We start from the raw sequence: 18,033 nt of genomic DNA, 5'->3' as shown, positions 1-18,033 counted from the left end.
GCAGCGTGCCAGGCTATTGGACGCCACGCACGCTACGATTGACGGATCAAGTGGGGCCTCCTCGCAACAGGTTGTAGCGGGGTCGCGCGGAGCCGGGCCACGGCGGTGATCGTGGCGGCGAGCAGCAGCAGGTTGCGTGCGGTCAGGGCGAGGACCGCCAGCGCGTCGGGGTCGCGCGGTTGCAGGCCGTCCCAGCCGATCGGGAAGACGAGCTGGGTGAGCGCCGCCGCGATGAGGATCATGACGACGACGGGACCCTGCCGCGTCCGGTGGTACGTCATGGCCACCGCGCCGAGGCCGACCACCCAGATCAGGTACTGAGGGGACAGCACCCGGCTGGTCACGATGCAGACGAGGGTCGCCGCCAGGGCCACGTCGGCAGGGCAGGTTCCTGAGTCGCGGCGCCAGGACAGGTAGGCGACCAGTGCCAGCCCCAGCAGGGTGGCGAGCTGGCACACCAGCCCGAGGGTCCAGGCGCCGGGGATGGCGAACTGGGCGCAGCCGTACTCGTGGACGATCTTCGTCTCGTGGCCGAACAGGCGGGCCACCTGCCACGGGGTGACGGCCACCGCCTCGATCTCCAGGCCGCGGTCGCGTTGCCCGCCGAGGAAGCCGAGCTGGCCGGGATCGTAAAGCCAGCCGCCCACCAGCACTGCGGCCACGACGGCGGCGAAGGCCAGCACGGCCTTGAGCGACCCGCGGTCCCTGCCAAGGCCGAGCAGCAGGAGGACGGGCCACACCTTCAGCATGGCGCCGACCCCGGCCAGCGCTCCGAACAGCCCCTTTCTGGGCAGCGCCAGCAGGGCGGCCACGGCGAACGCGGTGACGAAGAGGTCGTAGCGCAGGTGGACGACGGTGCCGAGCAGGAACAGGCCGACCGTCCACGTCCAGGCGCCCACCGGCCGCGCGCCGCGACGCAGCAGGAGCGCCATGACCGCCAGGTCGGCGGCCAGGGCCAGCAGGACGAACGCCTCGGCGTACCCGAGGAAGGGGATCAGCCGGGGCGCCACCATGATCGGCGCGGCCAGCGGCGGATACTGCCATCTGGGGTCCACCGGGAAGCCGGTGCGCAGGATGATCTTGCTCCAGGCCGCGTAGACCTGGACGTCATGGCCGGTGTGCCGGGCTCCGGCGGGGACGAGCACGAGAAGGGCGCGCGAGATCAGCCACGTCGCCCAGAGCCCCACCGTGCCGCGCACCCCCAGAACTCAACCAACACCTCCACGCGCGCACCTCACGAGACCGGCCCGCATTGCCCATTTAATGTGTGACATTGTATTTTCATGACTCGACTCACCGTCATCAACGCGCACGTCTTCGACGGAGCGGAGCGCACCGAAGGCCCCGTCCACATGGAGAACGGGGTGATCGTCCAGGTGGGCGGCGCGGCTCCGGCCACCGACCAGGTGATCGACGCCCGCGGCGGCACCGTCATCCCCGGGCTCATCGACGCGCACTGCCACGCCTACGCCATCTCCCTCGACCCCTTGGTGATCGAGACCAACCTGCTGAGCTACGTCGCGCTCATCGCGGCCCAGCGGTTGCGCGCCGCGCTGGCCAGGGGTTTCACCACGATCCGCGACGTCGCCGGCGGCGATCCCGGCCTCGCCAAGGCGATCTCGGAAGGCGTGATCGCCTCGCCGCGCTACTTTTACACCGGCCCGGCGCTCAGCCAGACCGGCGGCCACGGCGACCCCAGGGCGGGCGACCGCGAGCTGTGCGGCTGCGGAAGTCACATGAGCGAGGTCGTGGACGGCGTGGACGCGGTACGGCAGGCCGTACGGGAGCGGTTCCGGCGCGGGGCGCACGCGATCAAGGTGCTGGCCTCCGGGGGCGTGATCTCCCCCACCGACCCGATCCGCAACCCGCAGTACTCCGCCGAGGAGCTGCGGGCGATCACCGACGAGGCGGCGCGGCGCGGCAGTTACGTGGCCGCGCACGCGTACTCCCCCGAGGCGATCGTGCACGCCGTCACCAACGGCGTGCGCACCATCGAGCACGGCAACCTGCTGGACACGGCGAGCGCGGCGGTCATGGCAGAGCACGGCGCCTACCTGGTCCCCACCCTGGCCCCCTATGACGCTATGGACCGCCGGGGCCCGGAGATGGGCCTGGCGCCGGCGTCCCAGGAGAAGAACAAGCAGGTCCTGGAGTCGGGGCGCAAGGCCATCGAGCTGGCCGTCGAGGCGGGGGTGCCGGTGGGCTTCGGCAGCGACCTGATGGGCTCCTTGGAGGACGAGCAGCTGAACGGCTTGCGCCTGCAGGTGGAGGTGACCGGCATCCGCGAGACGCTGCGCTCGGCCACCAGGGTGAACGCCGACATCCTCGGCCGACCCGACCTGGGCAGGATCGAACCCGGCGCGGCCGGCGACCTGGTGATCCTGCCGGGCGACGTGCTGGAGAACCCGTCCCTGCTGTGGGACGGCCCACGCACCGTCATCCTCGCCGGAAAGCAGGCTTGATCGACCCCGTGCCGGGACGCGAGGATGAGGCGTGGACGGAAAGATCGCACTCGAAGAGCACTTCGCCGTTGACGACACCGTAGGGGACTCCCAGGAGTACTTTCCGGCTGAGGAGTGGCCGGGCAAGCGCAGGCAGCTGCTCGACCTCCTGGACGAACGCCTCAGGCGGATGGACGCCTGCGGCATCGAGTACGCGATCATCTCCCTCAACTCGCCGGCCATCCAGGCGATCCACGACGTCAAGAGGGCGGTCGACGTCGCCAGGCGCGCCAACGACGCGCTGGCCGACCAGGTCGGCAGGCGCCCGGACCGGCTCGGCGCGTTCGCCGCGATCCCCATGCAGGATCCCGACGCGGCAGCGGACGAGCTGAGCCGGGCCGTCGCCGACCTGGGGTTCCTTGGCGCGCTGGTCAACGGCTTCTCCCAGGTCGGCGGCGCCGACGAGGTGGTGTACTGCGACGATTCGCGGTACCGGTCGTTCTGGGCGGCGATGGCCGGTCTCGAGGTCCCGTTCTACCTGCATCCGCGCAACCCGCCGCCGAGCCAGCGGCAGGTCTACTCCGGTCAGCCGTGGCTGATGGGACCGGCCTGGGCGTTCGCCGCCGAGACCGGCGCCCACGCGCTGCGCCTGATCGGCAGTGGCCTGTTCGACGAGCACCCGAACCTCCAGGTGATCCTCGGGCACCTGGGCGAGGGGGTGGCGCACTACATCTGGCGCACCTCGCACTGGGCCTCGGCCGACGGCCGCAACCCAGCGGGGGTCAGGGCGAAGCGCGCTTTCATCGACTACTTCCGCGCCAACTTCTACCTGACCACCAGCGGGAACTTCCGCACGATGGCCATGCGCGGCGCCATGGACGAGATCGGCGGCGACCGGGTCCTGTTCTCCACCGACTACCCGTTCGAGGACATGGAGGAGGCCGCCCGCTGGTTCGACAACGCCGAGATCGGCGACAACGACCGGCTGAAGATCGGCCGCGAGAACGCCAGGCGCCTGTTCAAGCTCGCCGGTCGAGCCTGAGCGCCGCTCCGAGGGCCAGGACGGCGTAACCCAGGGTCACGGCCAGCCCGGCCCAGGGTGAGAGCGGGTAGTAGCCGCCGATCAGCGCAGGGCCGACGTCCACGTGCGCGTATCCGGGGACGCTCTGGGTGATCGCGAAACCGGCGGCGGGGGTGAACGTCAGGAGCCAGGGCGCCAGGCCCGCCGTACCCAGGAGGTAGGGGACGACGACCAGCGCGACGGCCAGCACGATGGCGAGAAAAGCCCGCTTGACCAGCGCGGCGATCCCCAGAGCGAGCAGGGCGGACAGCGCGGTCAGCGCGGCGAAGCCGACGATCACCCGCAGCTCGGTGGCCAAGGTGATCGGCTGGACCGGGTTCTGGTGGGCGCGCAGCAGCGCCAGGCCGACGGGGACCGCGATCCCGGCGGTCACCAGCCCCGTCACGAACGCCGCTGCGCCGACCACGGCGGCCTGGGTGGCCAGCCGTCCCGGCCCCTGGCGCCGGTGGAACGTGACGGCAGCGACGAGGACCAGGATCAGCCCCAGTCCCCCGCCGACCAGCATGAGGTCGGCGCGTATGCCGCCGTCCAGCGTGGCGGGCCCGATGTCGCCGACCCCGGTCACGACGAACCTGCCGCCGGACTCGACGACCCCGCCCGGGTGGTGCGGCGTCTTACCGTCCTGCTCCATCTGCACGCCGACGTCGTCGTGCCGCCACGAGCCGTTCGCGCCCTCCAGCTTCACCTGGTCGAAGGTGGCTGTGGCCTGGGCGAAGGCTTGCGCCGAGTCCCACAGGTTGCCGGGCGAGGTGGCGAACATCCCGATCTCGACCGTTTCCGGCAGCCCGCCCAGCTTCGCCGTACTGACCTGGGTCCATGTCGATCCGTCGGTGGAGGAGTAGCCGGTGAGCGTGTCGCCCGCCCTGGTCAGCCGCAGCCACAGCGGCCCGCTCACCGGGCCTCCGGCCACATCGTGGGTGTAGTCGTGCTGCATCCGGACGCCGTGACTGCCGGTGATCATGACCGCCGCGTACGGTGTCCCGCGCGTGAGGCTCTGCCGGATCAGGAGCCCGGCCTTCGCCCACGGGACCGCCCCCTGCCTCATCGTGCGCACCCCGGGCTGGGCGTCGGGCATCCGCATCTCTCCGGTCATGTCCGACACCCGGGCGGTGATGCTTCCGTTGCCCCGGAGCGGCTGGTGCACGTAGAAGTACTTGTCCTTCACCGCCGTGCCGTCGGGTCCCACCAGGGGCGGGGGGCAGGGGCCCGAGCCCTCGCCGGTGTCGCAGACCGTGCGGACACCCCCGGCGACCAGCAGCCCGAGCGTCACGGTGACCACCACGGACGCCACCAGGGCGAGGATCGCTTTCACTGAAGTCATGCCGACGGTTGTACGCGGCGCCCGGTTCCGGCAGGGTCGCGGCGGCTGCGACCCGGCTGCGACCTGGCATCTGGCAAGGTTGAGCCCATGAGGGTTCTCGTGGTGGAGGATTTCGAGGTCCTCGCCCGTTCCATCGGCACCGGGCTGCGCCGCGAGGGCATGGCCGTCGACGTCGTGCTGGACGGCGTCGCCGCCGTCGACCGGCTGGCCGCCACCCGCTACGACGTGGTGATCCTCGACCGCGACCTGCCCGGCGTGCACGGCGACGAGATCTGCCGCCGCCTGGCCCAAGGTCGCGCCGAGACCCGCGTGCTGATGCTCACCGCCTACGGCACGATCGAGGACCGCGTCGACGGGCTCAGCCTCGGGGCCGACGACTACCTGCCCAAGCCGTTCGCGTTCGCCGAGCTGGTGGCCCGCGTCCGCGCCCTGGCCCGGCGCGCCTCGCCGCCTGTGCCGCCGACGCTGGCCTGGGGGGACATCACCCTCGACCCGGCCCGCCGCACCGCGGCCAGGGCGGGGCGGCGTCTGGACCTGAGTCCCAGGGAGTTCGCGCTACTGGAGTGCCTGCTCGCCGTACCCGGGCTGGTCCTGTCGGCCGAGGAGCTGCTCGAACGGGTCTGGGACGAGGCGGCCGACCCGTTCAGCAGCGCGGTCAAGCACACCATGCACCGGCTCAGGGCCAAGCTCGGCGACCCGCCGGTGATCGAGACGATCCGCGAGGGCGGCTACCGCATCGGTCCGGCATGAGGTCGCTGCAAAGGCGGCTCGCGCTCGGGTACGCGGCGGGCATCTACGGCGCAGGGGTCCTCGTGGTCGTCTTCGTCGACGTGCCGCTGGCCAGCATCGACGCGGCCGTCCCCAAGGGCTCGCCGGGCGCGGTGGCCGAGGCCGGGCCGGGGATCGGCCTGCCCCAGCTGCTCATGGGGTCGGCGGTCGCCCTGCTCGTCCTCCTGCCGGTGGCGCTGGCTCTCGGCTGGTACGTCGCAGGTCGCTTCCTGCGCCCGCTGCGCGCCATCACCGCCACCGCCAACGTCATCTCGGCCGGCGACCTGCACCGGCGCCTCGACCTGGGCGAGCCCACCGACGAGCTGACCGAGCTCGGCCACACGCTCGACGGGCTGTTCGCCCGCCTGGAGGCCGCCTTCGACGCCCAGCGGCACTTCGTCGCCAACGCCTCCCACGAGCTGCGCACCCCGCTGGCCGGGCACCGTACGCTCCTCGAAGTCGCCCTCGCCGATCCGGACGCCGACGCCGACACCCTGCGTGCCGCCTGCGAGGAGGCCCTGGCGCTGGGCGAGCACCAGGAGCGGCTGGTCCAGGCGCTGCTGACGCTGGCCACCAGCGAGCGCGGCGTCACCCGCTGGGACCCCGTCGACCTCGCCGACATCGTCAAGAGGACGCTCGCCGCGCGTCCGGCGAGCGGTGTCGACGTCGTGGCGCACCTGGCGCCCGCGGCGACCACCGGGGACCCGCGGCTGGTCGAGAGCCTCGTCGCCAACCTCGTCGACAACGCCGTCCGCCACAACCACGCGGGCGGGACGGTCGAGGTCACCACGCGCGCCTCCAGCATGACGGTCGCCAACAGCGGGCCGGTCATCCCCGACGACCAGGTCCAACGACTCTTCCAGCCCTTCCAGAAACTGGCGCCCGACCGGCACGGCTACGGCCTCGGCCTGGCCATCGTCGACGCCGTCGCCAAGGCCCACCACGCCACCCTGACCGCCGTCGCGCGCGAGGAAGGAGGCCTGTCCATCACCGTGCGGTTCCCGGACTGAATTTTTAGTCAGTCCATCCATTGATATGGACTGAAATTTCAGTCAGGATGCGTCCGTAGTTCAGAACACGGACGCAGGGAGTCCCGCATGGCCGAGGTCGAACAGCATTCCATCGACTGGATCCCGCTGACAGAACGGCACGGTGACGTCAGAAGCCTGGGCGCCATCTGGTTCGTCGGCAGCTTGAACCTCACCGGCTTCGCCACCGGCGTGGTCACCCTGTCCATGGGCGCCTCGCTGGTCTGGACGGTGGTGGCCACGGTGCTCGGCTCGCTGTTCGGCACCTTCTTCATGGCCTTCCACTCAGCGCAGGGCCCGCAGCTCGGCCTGCCGCAGCTCGTGCAGTCCCGCCCGCAGTTCGGCTACCTCGGGGCGGCGGTGACCGTGTGGGTGTTCGCGCTGGTCAACTACATCGGCTACAACACCTCCGACGCGCTGCTGTCGGGCGATGCGATGAACACGCTGTTCGGGGTGCCGAACGGCCTGGGCTACGCGCTGTCTGCCGCGATCGCCACGGTGATCGCGCTGTTCGGCTACGACTGGATCCACGCGGTCAACAAGTGGCTCACCTGGCCCTTCGTGGCCGTCATGGCGCTCATCAGCGGAGCCGCCCTGCTCGGCGGCGGGTTACCTGCCGGGATCTGGGCTCCTGGGCCGTTCGACCTGACCACCTTCATGCTGGTGTTCGTCTTCGTCGCCGGGTTCCAGCTCGGCTGGGCGCCGTACGTGTCCGACTACTCCCGCTACCTGCGCCCCGACCTGCCGGTCCGCAGCACCTTCTGGTGGACCTACCTGCCCAGCGCGGTCTCCGGGATCTGGGTGTTCGTCCTGGGCGCGGTGGTCTCGGCCGCCGCGCCGCCGGGCACCACGCCGGTGGCCGCGCTCAAGCTGGCGGCCGACCGCCTGGCGAGCGGGTTCGGGACGCTGGCGATCGCCGCACTGCTGGTCGGCCTGCTGTCGATCATGGCGATCAACCAGTACGGCGGGAGCCTCACGATGATCTCCATCGCCGACTCCTTCCGGCCCGTTAGACCCACCAGGCGGATCCGGGCGGCGACCATCGCGATCATGCTGGTCGCGGTGGGCTCGATCGCCAACTTCGTCGGCGTCGAGCAGTTCAACTGGTTCTACGCCAACGTCGTGGTCATCCTGACGTACCTGTTCATCCCGTGGACCGCGATCAACCTGGTGGACTACTTCTTCGTCCGCCGCGGCCAGTACGTCGTCAGGGAGATCTTCAACCCCCGAGGCATCTACGGCCGGTGGGGGTGGCGCGGCAACCTCGCCTACCTCATCGGGCTGGCCGCGATGGCGCCCTTCATGGTGATCGTCGGCCTCTACACCGGACCCGTCGCCGCAGCGGCGGGCGGCGTGGACTACTCGCTGCTGGTCGGCCTGCCCGTCTCCGGCGGCCTCTATCTGCTCTTCGCCCGCGGCCTGGACCTGGCGGCCGAGCGCCGCATGGTCCAGGAGGAGGGCCTGCTCACCCCCCACAGAGAGGAAGCGCGACCATGAACATCACCAGAAGGACGATGCTGGCCACGACGGGACTGACCGTGGCGGGCGTGATCGGCGGCGCGGCGTCGGCGACCTCGGCGCAGGCCGCCGCCTGGCGCGTGCCCGGCGAGGAGGCGGCGCACAGGCGGACCTGGATGGCCTGGCCGCACAGCACCACGATCTGGGGCAACCTGCTCTCCAAGATCCAGGCCGACATCGCCAAGCTGGCCAAGGAGATCGCCAAGTACGAGCCGGTGACGATGTGCGCCAACGGCTCGACCAACGCCTCCAGGGCTCGCTCGATGTGCGGCTCCACGGTCACCGTCATCAGCTCGGTCCCGGTCTCCGACTGCTGGATGCGCGACGCGGGCCCGCTGTTCCGCGTCGACGGCGCGGGCAACCGCGACGCCTTCGGGCTCAACTTCAACGCCTGGGGCGAGAACGCCACCAGCTTCTACGGCATCCCCGCCTCGGCGTACAACAACGACCGCGCGCTCGCCAAGAACCTGACCGCCTACCTCGGCCTGCCGTTCGCCAAGGCCGGGGTGGTCGGTGAGGGCGGCGGGATCGAGTACGACGGCGACGGCACGCTCATCGCCACCGAGAGCTGCTGGGTCAACCCCAACCGCAACCCGGGCAAGACCCGCGCCCAGATCGAGGCGGAGCTGCTGGCCAGGTTCGGCGCGAGCAAGATGATCTGGGTGCCCGGCGTCACCGGGCAGGACGTCACCGACGGCCACATCGACGGCACCGCACGCTACATCGGGCCAGGTGTGGTGATGGTGCAGCTCGCGGGGGCCGTACGGCCGGACGTCTGGACGAGGAACGCGCTGGCCATCCGCGACACCCTGGCCGGCGCGACGGACGCGCGCGGGCGCAGGCTGCAGGTGCTGACCATCGAGGGCCCCGACACGCTCCCCCGCATCCCGTCAGGCCAGCGCAAGGACTTCCTCAGCTCCTACATGAACTGGACGCTCACCAACCAGGCCGTCATCACCGTGCAGTTCGGCGACACCGCCAAGGACGCGGCGGCCAGGACGGCCATCGCCAACGCGTTCGGCCGCCCGGTGGTGCAGCTCAACCTGGACAACCTGTACGGCAACGGCGGTGGCGGGGCGCACTGCGTCACCATGCAGGAGCCCCAGCCGTAGAACGAGCCTTCAGGGGCGGTCGAACTCGACCTCGATCGCCCCTGACAGCAGCTGCTGCGCCCGTTCCAGCGTGATGGTGCCGCTCAGCCAGCGCTCGCTGAGCCCCTCGACCAGCGAGGTGAGCCGCTCGGCCGAGTCAGCCGGCTCGACCTTGTCCGACACCAGACCAGCAGCGCGCGCCTCGATGATCACGGCGACCAGGTCGGCGACCCATTCCCGGGTCGCGGCCTGCAACGGTTCGCGCAGGTCGGGGTCGAAGGTGGCGGTGGCGCGCAGCTCGCCCCAGGCGGAGCTGTTCTCCCTGACGGCCGGGGTGTCCTGCAGCTCCAGGGCCAGCAGCAACTCGATCCTGGTCCGCGCGTCGCCGCCGCGCTCCAGCGCCTGGCTGGTGTAGCGGCCGGCCCGCTCGCTGACGAACTCCAGGGTGCGGCGCATGAGACCGGCCCGGTTCTCGAAGTGGTAGTAGATCAGCGAGGTCGACACCTTGGCCTCGGCGGCCAGTTTCTCCACCCGCAGGCCGCGCACGCCGTCGCGGGCGATGACGCGCAGCGCCGCTTCGAGGATCAGTTGCTGACGGTCCGACATGGCACCCCACGTTACCTTGATCATTCAAATGAGCTCTTGACTGAATTTTCAGTCAGCACGACTATAGCCCTACCCGGACTGACGACAAAGAGGAGAGTTCCGTGTTGATGCGCATGCCGGCCGAATGGGCTGAGCACGACGGCTGCCTCATGGCCTGGCCGACCAGGCAGGAGCTGTGGCGCGGCGGGCTGGCCGCGGCGCGGGCCGAGTACGCGGCCGTGGCCCAGGCGATCGCCGCGTTCGAGCCGGTGACGATGGTGGCCGCGCCCGGCCAGGGCGCCGGCGCCGAGCGGTTGTGCGGCCCGGGGATCACGGTGGTGGAGGCGCCGATCGACGACTCCTGGCTGCGTGACTCCGGCCCGATCTTCGTGGTGGGCGCCGACGGCTCGCGCGCCGGGGTGGACTTCCGCTTCAACTCCTGGGGCGGCAAGCACGCGCCTTGGGACAGCGACGACCGGATCAGCGCGCTGCTGCTGGAGCGCCTGGGCGTCGAGCGGATCGAGTCGCCGATGATCCTCGAGGGCGGTTCGCTGACCGTGGACGGCGAGGGCACGCTGATCACCACCGAGCAGTGCCTGCTCCACCCCAACCGCAACCCCGGACTGACCCGCGAGCAGATCGAGCAGGAGCTGAAGGACCGGCTGGGCGTCACCAAGGTCGTCTGGCTGCCGTACGGCGGGCTGGAGGACTTCGAGACCGACGGCCACGTGGACGGCGTCGCGGCCTTCACCGCGCCCGGCAAGGTGCTCATCCAGCTCCCCGACGACCCGGCGCACCCCGACCACGCCCGCATGCGGGCCAACAAGGCGGTGCTTGAGGCTTCCACCGACGCCCAGGGGCGGCCCTTCGAGCTGGTCGAGCTGCCGCAGAGCGCGTTCGTCGAGGTCGCCGGCGAGGTGGTCGAGGTCGGCTACCTGAACTTCTACGTGGCCAACGGCGGCGTGGTCGTCCCCGTCGCCGGGGTCGAGGCCGACGAGGAGGCGCTGGCCGTCATCGCCACCGCCTTCCCCGGCCGCAAGGTCGTCGGCGTGCCCACACCGACCGTCGCCTCGGGCGGCGGCGGCATCCACTGCATCACCCAGCAGCTCCCCAAGGGCGGTGCGGCATGACCTACGACGTGCTCACCTCCTTCGGATCGCCCCTCGGCTCGCCGGGCAGGGGCACGGCGGAACCAGGGACTCTCCTCCGGGTGGGCCTGGTGCAGATGTTCTGGCAGGAGGACGAACACGCGCATGACGCCGCCCTGCGCGCCGGGGTGCGTCAGGCCGCAGAGCTGGGCGCCGAGGTGGTGTGCCTGCCGGAGCTGACCCGCAGCCCCTACTTCGCGACCGACAAGAAGCAGGCGGAAAGCGCGGAGCGGTTCATGGAGGACCTGCCCGGCGGCCCCACCACCCGGCTGGCCACCGAGCTGGCCGTCGAGCTGGGCGTCGCCGTCCACGCCTCACTGTACGAGCGGGCCACCGACGGCGGCCTCGGCTACAACACCGCGATCTGCGTCGGGCCGGACGGCGCGCTGCTGGCCCGCACCCGCAAGCTGCACATCCCCCGCTTCCCCGGCTACCACGAGGACCTGTGCTTCCGCCCCGGCGACACCGGGTTCCCCGTGGTCGAGGTGGGCGGCGCCAGGTTCGGCTTCCCCACCTGCTGGGACGAGTGGTTCCCCGAGCTGGCCAGGACCTACGCGCTGGAGGGCGCGCAGGTGCTGGTCCACCCGACGGCGATCGGGTCGGAGCCCGAGCTGCCCGACTTCGACACCCGTCCGATGTGGGAGCACGCCATCTCCGCCAACGGGCTGGCCAACGCGCTGTTCATGGTGGTGCCCAACCGGGTCGGCGCCGAGGGGCCGATCACCTTCTACGGCTCGTCGTTCATCTCCGACCCCTACGGGCGCGTCATGCTGCGCGCCCCGCGCGACCGGCCCGCCGTACTCGTCGCCGACCTCGACCTGGACCAGCGGCGCGACTGGCTGGAGTTCGGCCTGATCCACACGCGGCGGCCCGAGCTGTACGGCGCGCTGACCCGCCCGGTCTGACGAGGAGAGACACATGCGGATCGCAGCGCTCGCGGCCGTCGCCTTCCTGGCGGCGGCCTGCGGCGGGGCAGCTTCTCAAGGCGCGGCCCCCCAACCGGGTTTCACCCTGTCTGCCTCGACGCCGCCCGCCAAGGGCGACATCGACGCCTTCACCTGGTCCATCTACGCGGAACCGCCGACGCTGGACTACGTCTACGCCTTCGACTACCCGCAGAACATGATCCTCTCCAACGTCTGCGAGAGCCTCATGCGCTGGACCCCGCAGCTCGGCCTGGAGCCTGGCCTGGCCTCGGCGGTCGAGCAGCCCGATCCGCGGACGCTCGTCTACACCGTCAGGTCCGGGGTGAAGTACCACGGCGGCGGCGAGATGACCGCCGACGACGTCGTGTCCAGCCTGCGCCGCCATCTCGACCCCGAGGTGGGCTCCTACTGGGCCAAGTCCTTCGACCGGGTCGCCTCGATCACCAAGAGCGGCCCGATGGAGGTGACCGTACGGCTGAAGCGGCCTGACTCGCAGTTCAACCAGTGGATGGCCACCTCGGCCGGAACGGTCGCCAACCCGCGCTCGGCCACCGACTGCACCGGCCCGTTCCGCCTCGGCGCGTGGCGCAGGGGCGAGTCGATCCAGCTCGACCGCTTCCCCGGCTACTGGGGGAAGCGGGCCAAGGCCGGGAAGGTCGTCTTCCGGTTCATCACCGACCCGGCCGCCAGGACCAACGCCATGCTGACCAGCGAGGTCGACGGCGGCTACCTCATCGCCCCGGACAGCTACGCCAGGCTGAAGGGCGGCCTGCACTTCGGCAAGAGCCTCACCACCGTCAACCTGGCCTTCACCAACCTCAAGGGCGCGCTGAGCGACGTCCGCGTACGGCGGGCGCTGTCGCTGGCGCTCGACCGCGACGGCTTCGTCAAGACGGGGCTGCAGGGCGTCGGCTCACCTGCGGCCGATCCCGCGCCCCGTGACGCCTGGCCCGCGCAGAGCGGCACCTCGAAGAGCATCAAACGGGACGTCGCCGCAGCCAAGGAGCTGATCAGGCAGGCGGGCGCCACCGGCAAGAAGATCACCGTGGCGACCAGCCCGATCGGCACCGACGTGTCGCTGCTGGCCACCGCCGTCCAGGCGGCGGGCACCGAGATCGGGCTCGACGTCGAGCTCAAGACCATCGCGCCGGACGCCTACACCGCGCTGTTCTCCGACCCCGAGGCGCGCGCTGCCGTCGACCTGTTCCCCTGCACCTACTACCTGTCCATCACCGACCCGCTGGCCAGCTACTCGATCTTCCGCAGCGACGGCTTCGAGAACTACATGGGCTTCGCCGACCCGGCCTTCGACGCGCTCATCGACCGGGCGATCGCCGAGTACGACCCGGTCAGGCGGGCGGCGCTGACCGCCCAGCTGCGCGACAGGGAGGCCGAGCAGGTGTTGTGGATCCCCGTCGCCGAGTGGCCCACCTCGCTCTACCTGAGCAGGCGCATCACCGGTGCGCCGACCTCGATCGCCTACATGTACTACCCGTGGGCGGCCGACGTGGGTGCGGCGGGATGATCGCCCGGTTCCTGCTGCGCCGCCTGCTGGAGGCGGCGCTGACCCTGGTGGCCGCGTCGTTCCTGGTGTTCGGCGCGGTCCACCTGGCGCCTGGCAGCCCGGAGACCTTCCTGCTGGGCGGCCGGGCGGCGAGCCCACAGGCGCTGGCGGCGATCAGGGCGCAGTACCACCTCGAAGATCCCTTCCTCCTCCAATACCTCAAGTGGGGGCGCGGGGTGCTGTCCGGGGACCTGGGGCGGTCGATGCAGTACCGGGGGCCGGTGCTGGAGCTGATCCAGGCCCGGCTGCCGAGCACGTTGCTGCTCATCACGATGGCCGCGGTGCTGGTGGTGGTGCTCGGCGTCGGCCTGGGGCGGGTGGCCGCGGTGCGCGGCGGGATCACCGACTCGGTGGTGCTCGTCGGGACGTCGGTCGCGCTGGGCACGCCGTCGTTCGTCGCCGCGATCGGGCTGCTGTGGGTGTTCTCCGTACAGCTCGGGTGGTTTCCCACGATCGGCAGCGGCGACGGGCCGGTGGACATGGTCTACCACCTGGCCCTGCCGTCGGTGGCGCTGGCGTTGTACTGGACCGGGTGGCTCGCGAGGGTCACCAGGGGCGCGATGCGCGACCAGCTCGGCCTCGACCACGTCACCGTCGCGCTCAGCCGGGGTCTGCGTGAGCGGCTGGTGATCAGGCGGCACGTCCTGCGCAACGCGCTCGGGCCCATCGTCACCGTCAGCGGGCTGACCATCTCCGGGCTGGTCATCAGCACGGTGCTGGTCGAGGCCGCGTTCGGTATCGGCGGGCTGGGGGCGCTGCTGGAAAGCTCGGTGCAGGTCAAGGACTTCCCCGTGGTGCAGGCGATCACGCTGCTGGTGGTGGCGCTGTTCACGGTGACCAACCTGGTCGTGGACCTGTGCTACCCGCTGGTCGACCCCCGGGTCCGCCTGGGCGCGAGGAACGAGGCCGGATGACCGCCGTCCTTGGAGTCCTGCGCACCCCTCGGCCTGGGCTCTACCTGGCCTGTCTCGCCTTCGCCGCGCTGACGGTCGTCGTGGCGGTCGCGGCCCCCTGGCTCGCCCCCCACGACCCGAACGCCACCGACCTGGGCGCCGCGCTCGCCGGTCCCGGACCCGGCCACCTGCTCGGGGCGGACACCGCAGGGCGCGACACGCTGTCCAGGCTGATCGCGGGCACGAGCACCTCGCTGCTGGGCCCGCTCGCCGTCGTCGTCTTCTCCACCGTCGCGGGCGTCCTGGTCGGCGTCGCCGCCGGGTGGCTCGGCGGCTGGCCTGACTCGCTGCTGTCTCGGGCCGCCGAGCTCCTGCTCGCCTTCCCGGCCCTGCTGGTGGCGATCATGTTCGTCGCCCTGTACGGCGAGGGCGTCGCGGCGCCCGTCATCGCCCTGTCCCTCGCCTACCTGCCCTACGTCAGCCGCCTGGCCCGCAACCTCACCCTGTCGGAACGGCAGCGCCCCTACCTGGCCGCCTACCGGGTGCAGGGCTTCTCCGGCCTGACCATCTGCCTGCGCCACCTGATCCCCAACATCGCCCCGGTGGTGCTCGCCCAGTCGTCGGTCAACTTCGGCTACGCCCTGCTCGACCTGTCCGCCCTGTCCTACCTGGGGCTGGGGATGCCGCCCCTGACACCCACCTGGGGTTCGATGATCAACGACGGCCAGTCGGCCCTGCTGCAGGGCGAACCCCTGTCGGCCATCCTGCCCTGCGCGGCGATCGTGCTCACCGTGGTCGCCTTCAACGTCGTCGCCGAGCACTGGGCCGACCGCGTCTCGCGGAGGCGGGCATGAGCGTGCTGGACATCAAGGACCTGCGCATCTGGCTGCCAGGAGCGGTGCGTCCCGTCCTGGACGGGGTCGGGCTGAGCGTGGCCGAGGGCGAGACGGTGGCGCTGGTCGGCGAGTCCGGCTCGGGCAAGAGCCTCACCTCGCGGACCGTGCTCGGCCTGCTGCCGCCCGGCGCGTCCGTCGAGGGCGTCGTGGCGGTCGAGGGCGAGGACGTCCTGGCCATGACGCCGGTACGGCTGCGCGAGCTGCGCAGCCGTACCGCAGCGATGATCTTCCAGGACCCGCGCGCGGCCATCAACCCGCTGCGCAGGCTCGGCGACTTCCTCACCGAGGGGCGTCCCGGCTCCCGCGAGCGCGCCGGCGAGCTCGTCGAGGCGGTCGGGCTGGACCAGCGGGTCCTGCGCCAGTACCCGCACCAGCTCTCCGGCGGGATGCTGCAACGGGTCATGATCGCGGCCGCGCTCATGGGCGGCCCGAGACTGCTGCTGTGCGACGAGCCGACGACCGCGCTGGACGTCACCACGCAGGCCGAGATCGTGGCCCTGCTCAGGTCGCTGCGCGACAGGTTCGGGACCGGGCTGCTGTTCGTCACCCACGACCTGGACCTGGCAGCGGCCATCGCCGACCGCGTGTACGTCATGTACGCGGGCAGGATCGCGGAGACCGGGAGCGCGGCGAGCCTGTTCGCCCACCCGCGCCACCCCTACACCGCCGCCCTGCTCGCGGCCACCCCCAGGATCGCGCGCACCGAGCGCAGGCTGGCCACCATCCCCGGCCAGCCCCCCGACCTGCGGACCGAGCTGGACGGCTGCGCCTTCGCCGCACGGTGCCCGCTGGCGACGGCCGAGTGCCGCGCCGAGCCGCCAGACCTGATCGACCAGGTCGCCTGCCACCACAGCCTTCCGGGAGGAGAGCGTGCTTGAAGTCGAGGGCCTGTCCAAGTCCTACGGCCCGGTCCAGGCCGTCCGCGACGTCGGCTTCGCCCTGGAGGAGGGCGGCTCGCTCGGCGTCGTCGGCGAGTCCGGCTCAGGCAAGACGACCACCGCCCGCATCATCCTCGGCCTGGAGCGCCCCGACACCGGACGCGTCACCGTACGCGGCCACGACCGCTCGGTCAGGCGGCGCGGCCGGGCCGAGCGGCTGCGGCGCGCCCGCGAGGTGCAGATCGTCTTCCAGGACCCGTTCCTGTCGCTCGACCCGCGCCTCAGCGCCACCGCGGTGCTGCGCGAGAGCCTGAAGCTGCACTTCCCCGGCCTGGACCCCGCCAGGCGCGTCGCCGAGCTGCTCGACCAGGTCGGTCTAGGACAGCGGGAGGCCGACGCGCTGCCCAGGCAGCTGTCCGGCGGCCAGCGGCAGCGGGTGGCCATCGCCCGCGCGCTGGCGGTGGAGCCGTCCGTGCTGGTGCTGGACGAGGCGGTGGCGGCGCTGGACGTCTGCGTGCAGGCGCAGATCCTCAACCTGCTGGCCGACCTGCGCGAGCAGACCGGCACCGCGTTCCTGTTCATCACCCACGACCTCGGGGTGGTGAGCCAGGTCACCGACGACCTGGTCGTCATGCGGCACGGGGAGATCGTCGAGCGCGGGCCGACGGCGCGGGTGTTGTCAGAACCACGACACGCCTACACCCAGCTCCTGCTGTCCTCGCTTCCCGGGTAAGCTACCTCCTGACGAAAATTTCAGTCAGGGGGGCTTTTGTGCGGATATCACGACGTCAGACGCTACAAACCGCGCTCTTCGCGGCTTTGGGGGGCGCGTTGAACGCCTGCGGCGGTGGATCGCCGACGACCGTCGCGGCGAAGGACGCGCCCGCGGCTGCGGGCTGGCTGATGCCGGAGGAGACGCATCCGCACCAGAAGACCTTCATGTCGTGGCCGACCGAGCTGATCTGGAAGTCCGACACCGCGGACGTGCGCGACGACATCGCCGGGATCGCCCGCGCCATCGCCGGCTTCGAGCCGGTGGTGCTGCTGGCCAACCCCAAGGACGTCAAGGCGGCCCAGAGCGTCTGCGGCTCCGAGGTCGAGGTCGTGCCGATCCCCGTCGACGACCTGTGGATGCGTGACATCGGGCCCACCTTCGTGCTCGGCGGCAAGAACCTGGCCGGGGTCGACTTCAACTTCAACGGCTGGGGCGGCAAGCAGGCGCACACCCGCGACCAGGACGTCGCCGCCGAGATCCTGGCCAGGGAGAAGGTCACCAGGATCGAGGCGCCGATCGTCGCAGAGGGCGGCTCGATCGAGGTCGACGGCGTCGGCACGCTCATGGCCACCGAGAGCTCGCTGATCAACGCCAACCGCAACCCGGGCAAGTCCCGCGCCGACATCGAGGCGGCGCTCAGGGAAACGCTCGGCGCGACCACCTTCATCTGGGTCAAAGGCGTCAAGGGCAAGGACATCACCGACTACCACATCGACGCGCTCGCCCGCTTCTCCGAGCCGGGCGTGGTGGTCATCGGCGTCCCGCCCGAGGACGCCCCGCAGGACGTCTGGACCGCCGCCTACGACCAGGCGCGCAAGGTCCTGAGCCAGGCCGTCGACGCCCGGGGCAAGCGGCTCGAACTCGTCGACCTGCCGGAACCCGAGGACATCGGACGGCGCGGCGACGGCTTCCTGGCCACCTACGTGAACTACTACGTCGTCAACGGCGGCGTGATCGTGCCGCGCTTCGGCGACAAGAAGGCCGACAAGGACGCCGCAGCCATCATCGGCGACCTGTACCCGGGGCGCGAGATCGTGCAGGTGCCCGTCGACACGCTCGGCGAGGGCGGCGGCGGCATCCACTGCTCCACCCAGCAGATGCCCAGGCCCGCCTGAGCGCG

17 protein-coding genes are annotated in these 18,033 nt (G+C 71.2%); 14 read left to right on the top strand and 3 right to left on the bottom strand.

The window, feature by feature from the left end; genetic code table 11:
- Window positions 1–32: 32 nt before the first annotated feature.
- Window positions 33–1,199 carry a glycosyltransferase 87 family protein gene (locus tag ACIBG8_RS06245; protein ID WP_397341469.1) on the bottom strand — a complete coding sequence of 389 codons (1,167 nt, stop codon included), beginning with the start codon at window positions 1,197–1,199 and terminating at the stop codon, window positions 33–35.
- An 84-nt stretch (window positions 1,200–1,283) separates the two neighbouring features.
- Between ACIBG8_RS06245 and ACIBG8_RS06240 the strand changes: the two genes are divergently transcribed.
- Both ACIBG8_RS06240 and ACIBG8_RS06235 read left to right on the top strand, forming a co-directional pair.
- Window positions 1,284–2,462: an amidohydrolase family protein gene (locus ACIBG8_RS06240; RefSeq protein ID WP_397341468.1), complete on the top strand. Its 1,179-nt coding sequence runs from the start codon at window positions 1,284–1,286 to the stop codon at window positions 2,460–2,462.
- Window positions 2,463–2,493: 31 nt separating this feature from the next.
- Window positions 2,494–3,483 (top strand): amidohydrolase family protein, encoded by a 990-nt coding sequence (locus tag ACIBG8_RS06235; protein WP_397341467.1) that lies wholly within the window; start codon window positions 2,494–2,496, stop codon window positions 3,481–3,483.
- Here ACIBG8_RS06235 and ACIBG8_RS06230 read toward each other — a convergent pair.
- Window positions 3,461–4,843: a DUF1349 domain-containing protein gene (locus ACIBG8_RS06230; protein WP_397341466.1), complete on the bottom strand. Its 1,383-nt coding sequence runs from the start codon at window positions 4,841–4,843 to the stop codon at window positions 3,461–3,463. The two genes, ACIBG8_RS06235 and ACIBG8_RS06230, sit on opposite strands and share 23 nt — an antisense overlap.
- An 87-nt stretch (window positions 4,844–4,930) precedes the next feature.
- Between ACIBG8_RS06230 and ACIBG8_RS06225 the strand changes: the two genes are divergently transcribed.
- The 4 genes from ACIBG8_RS06225 (at window position 4,931) to ACIBG8_RS06210 (ending at window position 9,269) form a co-directional block, all read left to right on the top strand.
- Window positions 4,931–5,593, top strand: coding sequence for a response regulator transcription factor (locus ACIBG8_RS06225; protein WP_397341465.1), 663 nt, complete (start codon window positions 4,931–4,933; stop codon window positions 5,591–5,593).
- Entirely contained in the window at window positions 5,590–6,621 is a 1,032-nt protein-coding gene (locus ACIBG8_RS06220) for an ATP-binding protein (protein ID WP_397341464.1), read from the top strand. The genes ACIBG8_RS06225 and ACIBG8_RS06220 overlap by 4 nt, the downstream gene beginning before the upstream one ends.
- 87 nt (window positions 6,622–6,708) lie before the next feature.
- Window positions 6,709–8,136, top strand: coding sequence for a purine-cytosine permease family protein (locus ACIBG8_RS06215; RefSeq protein WP_397341463.1), 1,428 nt, complete (start codon window positions 6,709–6,711; stop codon window positions 8,134–8,136).
- Window positions 8,133–9,269 (top strand): agmatine/peptidylarginine deiminase, encoded by a 1,137-nt coding sequence (locus ACIBG8_RS06210; protein ID WP_397341462.1) that lies wholly within the window; start codon window positions 8,133–8,135, stop codon window positions 9,267–9,269. Before ACIBG8_RS06215 ends, ACIBG8_RS06210 begins: the two co-directional genes overlap by 4 nt.
- 9 nt (window positions 9,270–9,278) lie before the next feature.
- Here ACIBG8_RS06210 and ACIBG8_RS06205 read toward each other — a convergent pair whose 3' ends face one another.
- Complete coding sequence (locus ACIBG8_RS06205; RefSeq protein WP_397341461.1) at window positions 9,279–9,854, bottom strand: TetR/AcrR family transcriptional regulator; 576 nt, start codon at window positions 9,852–9,854, stop codon at window positions 9,279–9,281.
- A gap of 107 nt (window positions 9,855–9,961) precedes the next feature.
- Here ACIBG8_RS06205 and ACIBG8_RS06200 point away from each other — a divergent pair, with 107 nt between their 5' ends.
- From ACIBG8_RS06200 to ACIBG8_RS06165, 8 genes are all read left to right on the top strand, one after another.
- A complete protein-coding gene (locus ACIBG8_RS06200) occupies window positions 9,962–10,963 on the top strand; it encodes an agmatine/peptidylarginine deiminase (protein WP_397343901.1) in 1,002 nt (333 codons plus the stop codon).
- On the top strand, window positions 10,960–11,886 hold the full coding sequence (locus tag ACIBG8_RS06195) for a nitrilase-related carbon-nitrogen hydrolase (RefSeq protein ID WP_397341460.1): 927 nt from the start codon (window positions 10,960–10,962) through the stop codon (window positions 11,884–11,886). The genes ACIBG8_RS06200 and ACIBG8_RS06195 overlap by 4 nt, the downstream gene beginning before the upstream one ends.
- Window positions 11,887–11,899: 13 nt before the next feature.
- Window positions 11,900–13,432, top strand: coding sequence for an ABC transporter substrate-binding protein (locus tag ACIBG8_RS06190; RefSeq protein ID WP_397341459.1), 1,533 nt, complete (start codon window positions 11,900–11,902; stop codon window positions 13,430–13,432).
- Complete coding sequence (locus ACIBG8_RS06185) at window positions 13,429–14,385, top strand: ABC transporter permease (RefSeq protein WP_397341458.1); 957 nt, start codon at window positions 13,429–13,431, stop codon at window positions 14,383–14,385. The genes ACIBG8_RS06190 and ACIBG8_RS06185 overlap by 4 nt, the downstream gene beginning before the upstream one ends.
- Window positions 14,382–15,218, top strand: a complete 837-nt coding sequence (locus tag ACIBG8_RS06180; protein ID WP_397341457.1) for an ABC transporter permease — start codon at window positions 14,382–14,384, stop codon at window positions 15,216–15,218. Before ACIBG8_RS06185 ends, ACIBG8_RS06180 begins: the two co-directional genes overlap by 4 nt.
- Window positions 15,215–16,138, top strand: coding sequence for an ABC transporter ATP-binding protein (locus ACIBG8_RS06175; RefSeq protein ID WP_397341456.1), 924 nt, complete (start codon window positions 15,215–15,217; stop codon window positions 16,136–16,138). Before ACIBG8_RS06180 ends, ACIBG8_RS06175 begins: the two co-directional genes overlap by 4 nt.
- Window positions 16,131–16,871, top strand: coding sequence for an ABC transporter ATP-binding protein (locus tag ACIBG8_RS06170; protein ID WP_397341454.1), 741 nt, complete (start codon window positions 16,131–16,133; stop codon window positions 16,869–16,871). The genes ACIBG8_RS06175 and ACIBG8_RS06170 overlap by 8 nt, the downstream gene beginning before the upstream one ends.
- Before the next feature lie 98 nt (window positions 16,872–16,969).
- Window positions 16,970–18,028, top strand: coding sequence for an agmatine deiminase family protein (locus tag ACIBG8_RS06165; RefSeq protein WP_397341453.1), 1,059 nt, complete (start codon window positions 16,970–16,972; stop codon window positions 18,026–18,028).
- Window positions 18,029–18,033 lie beyond the last annotated feature (5 nt).

This window comes from Nonomuraea sp. NPDC050556 (assembly GCF_044457355.1).
Taxonomy (GTDB): Bacteria; Actinomycetota; Actinomycetes; order Streptosporangiales; family Streptosporangiaceae; genus Nonomuraea.
This window is presented reverse-complemented; position numbering and strand designations above follow the sequence as displayed.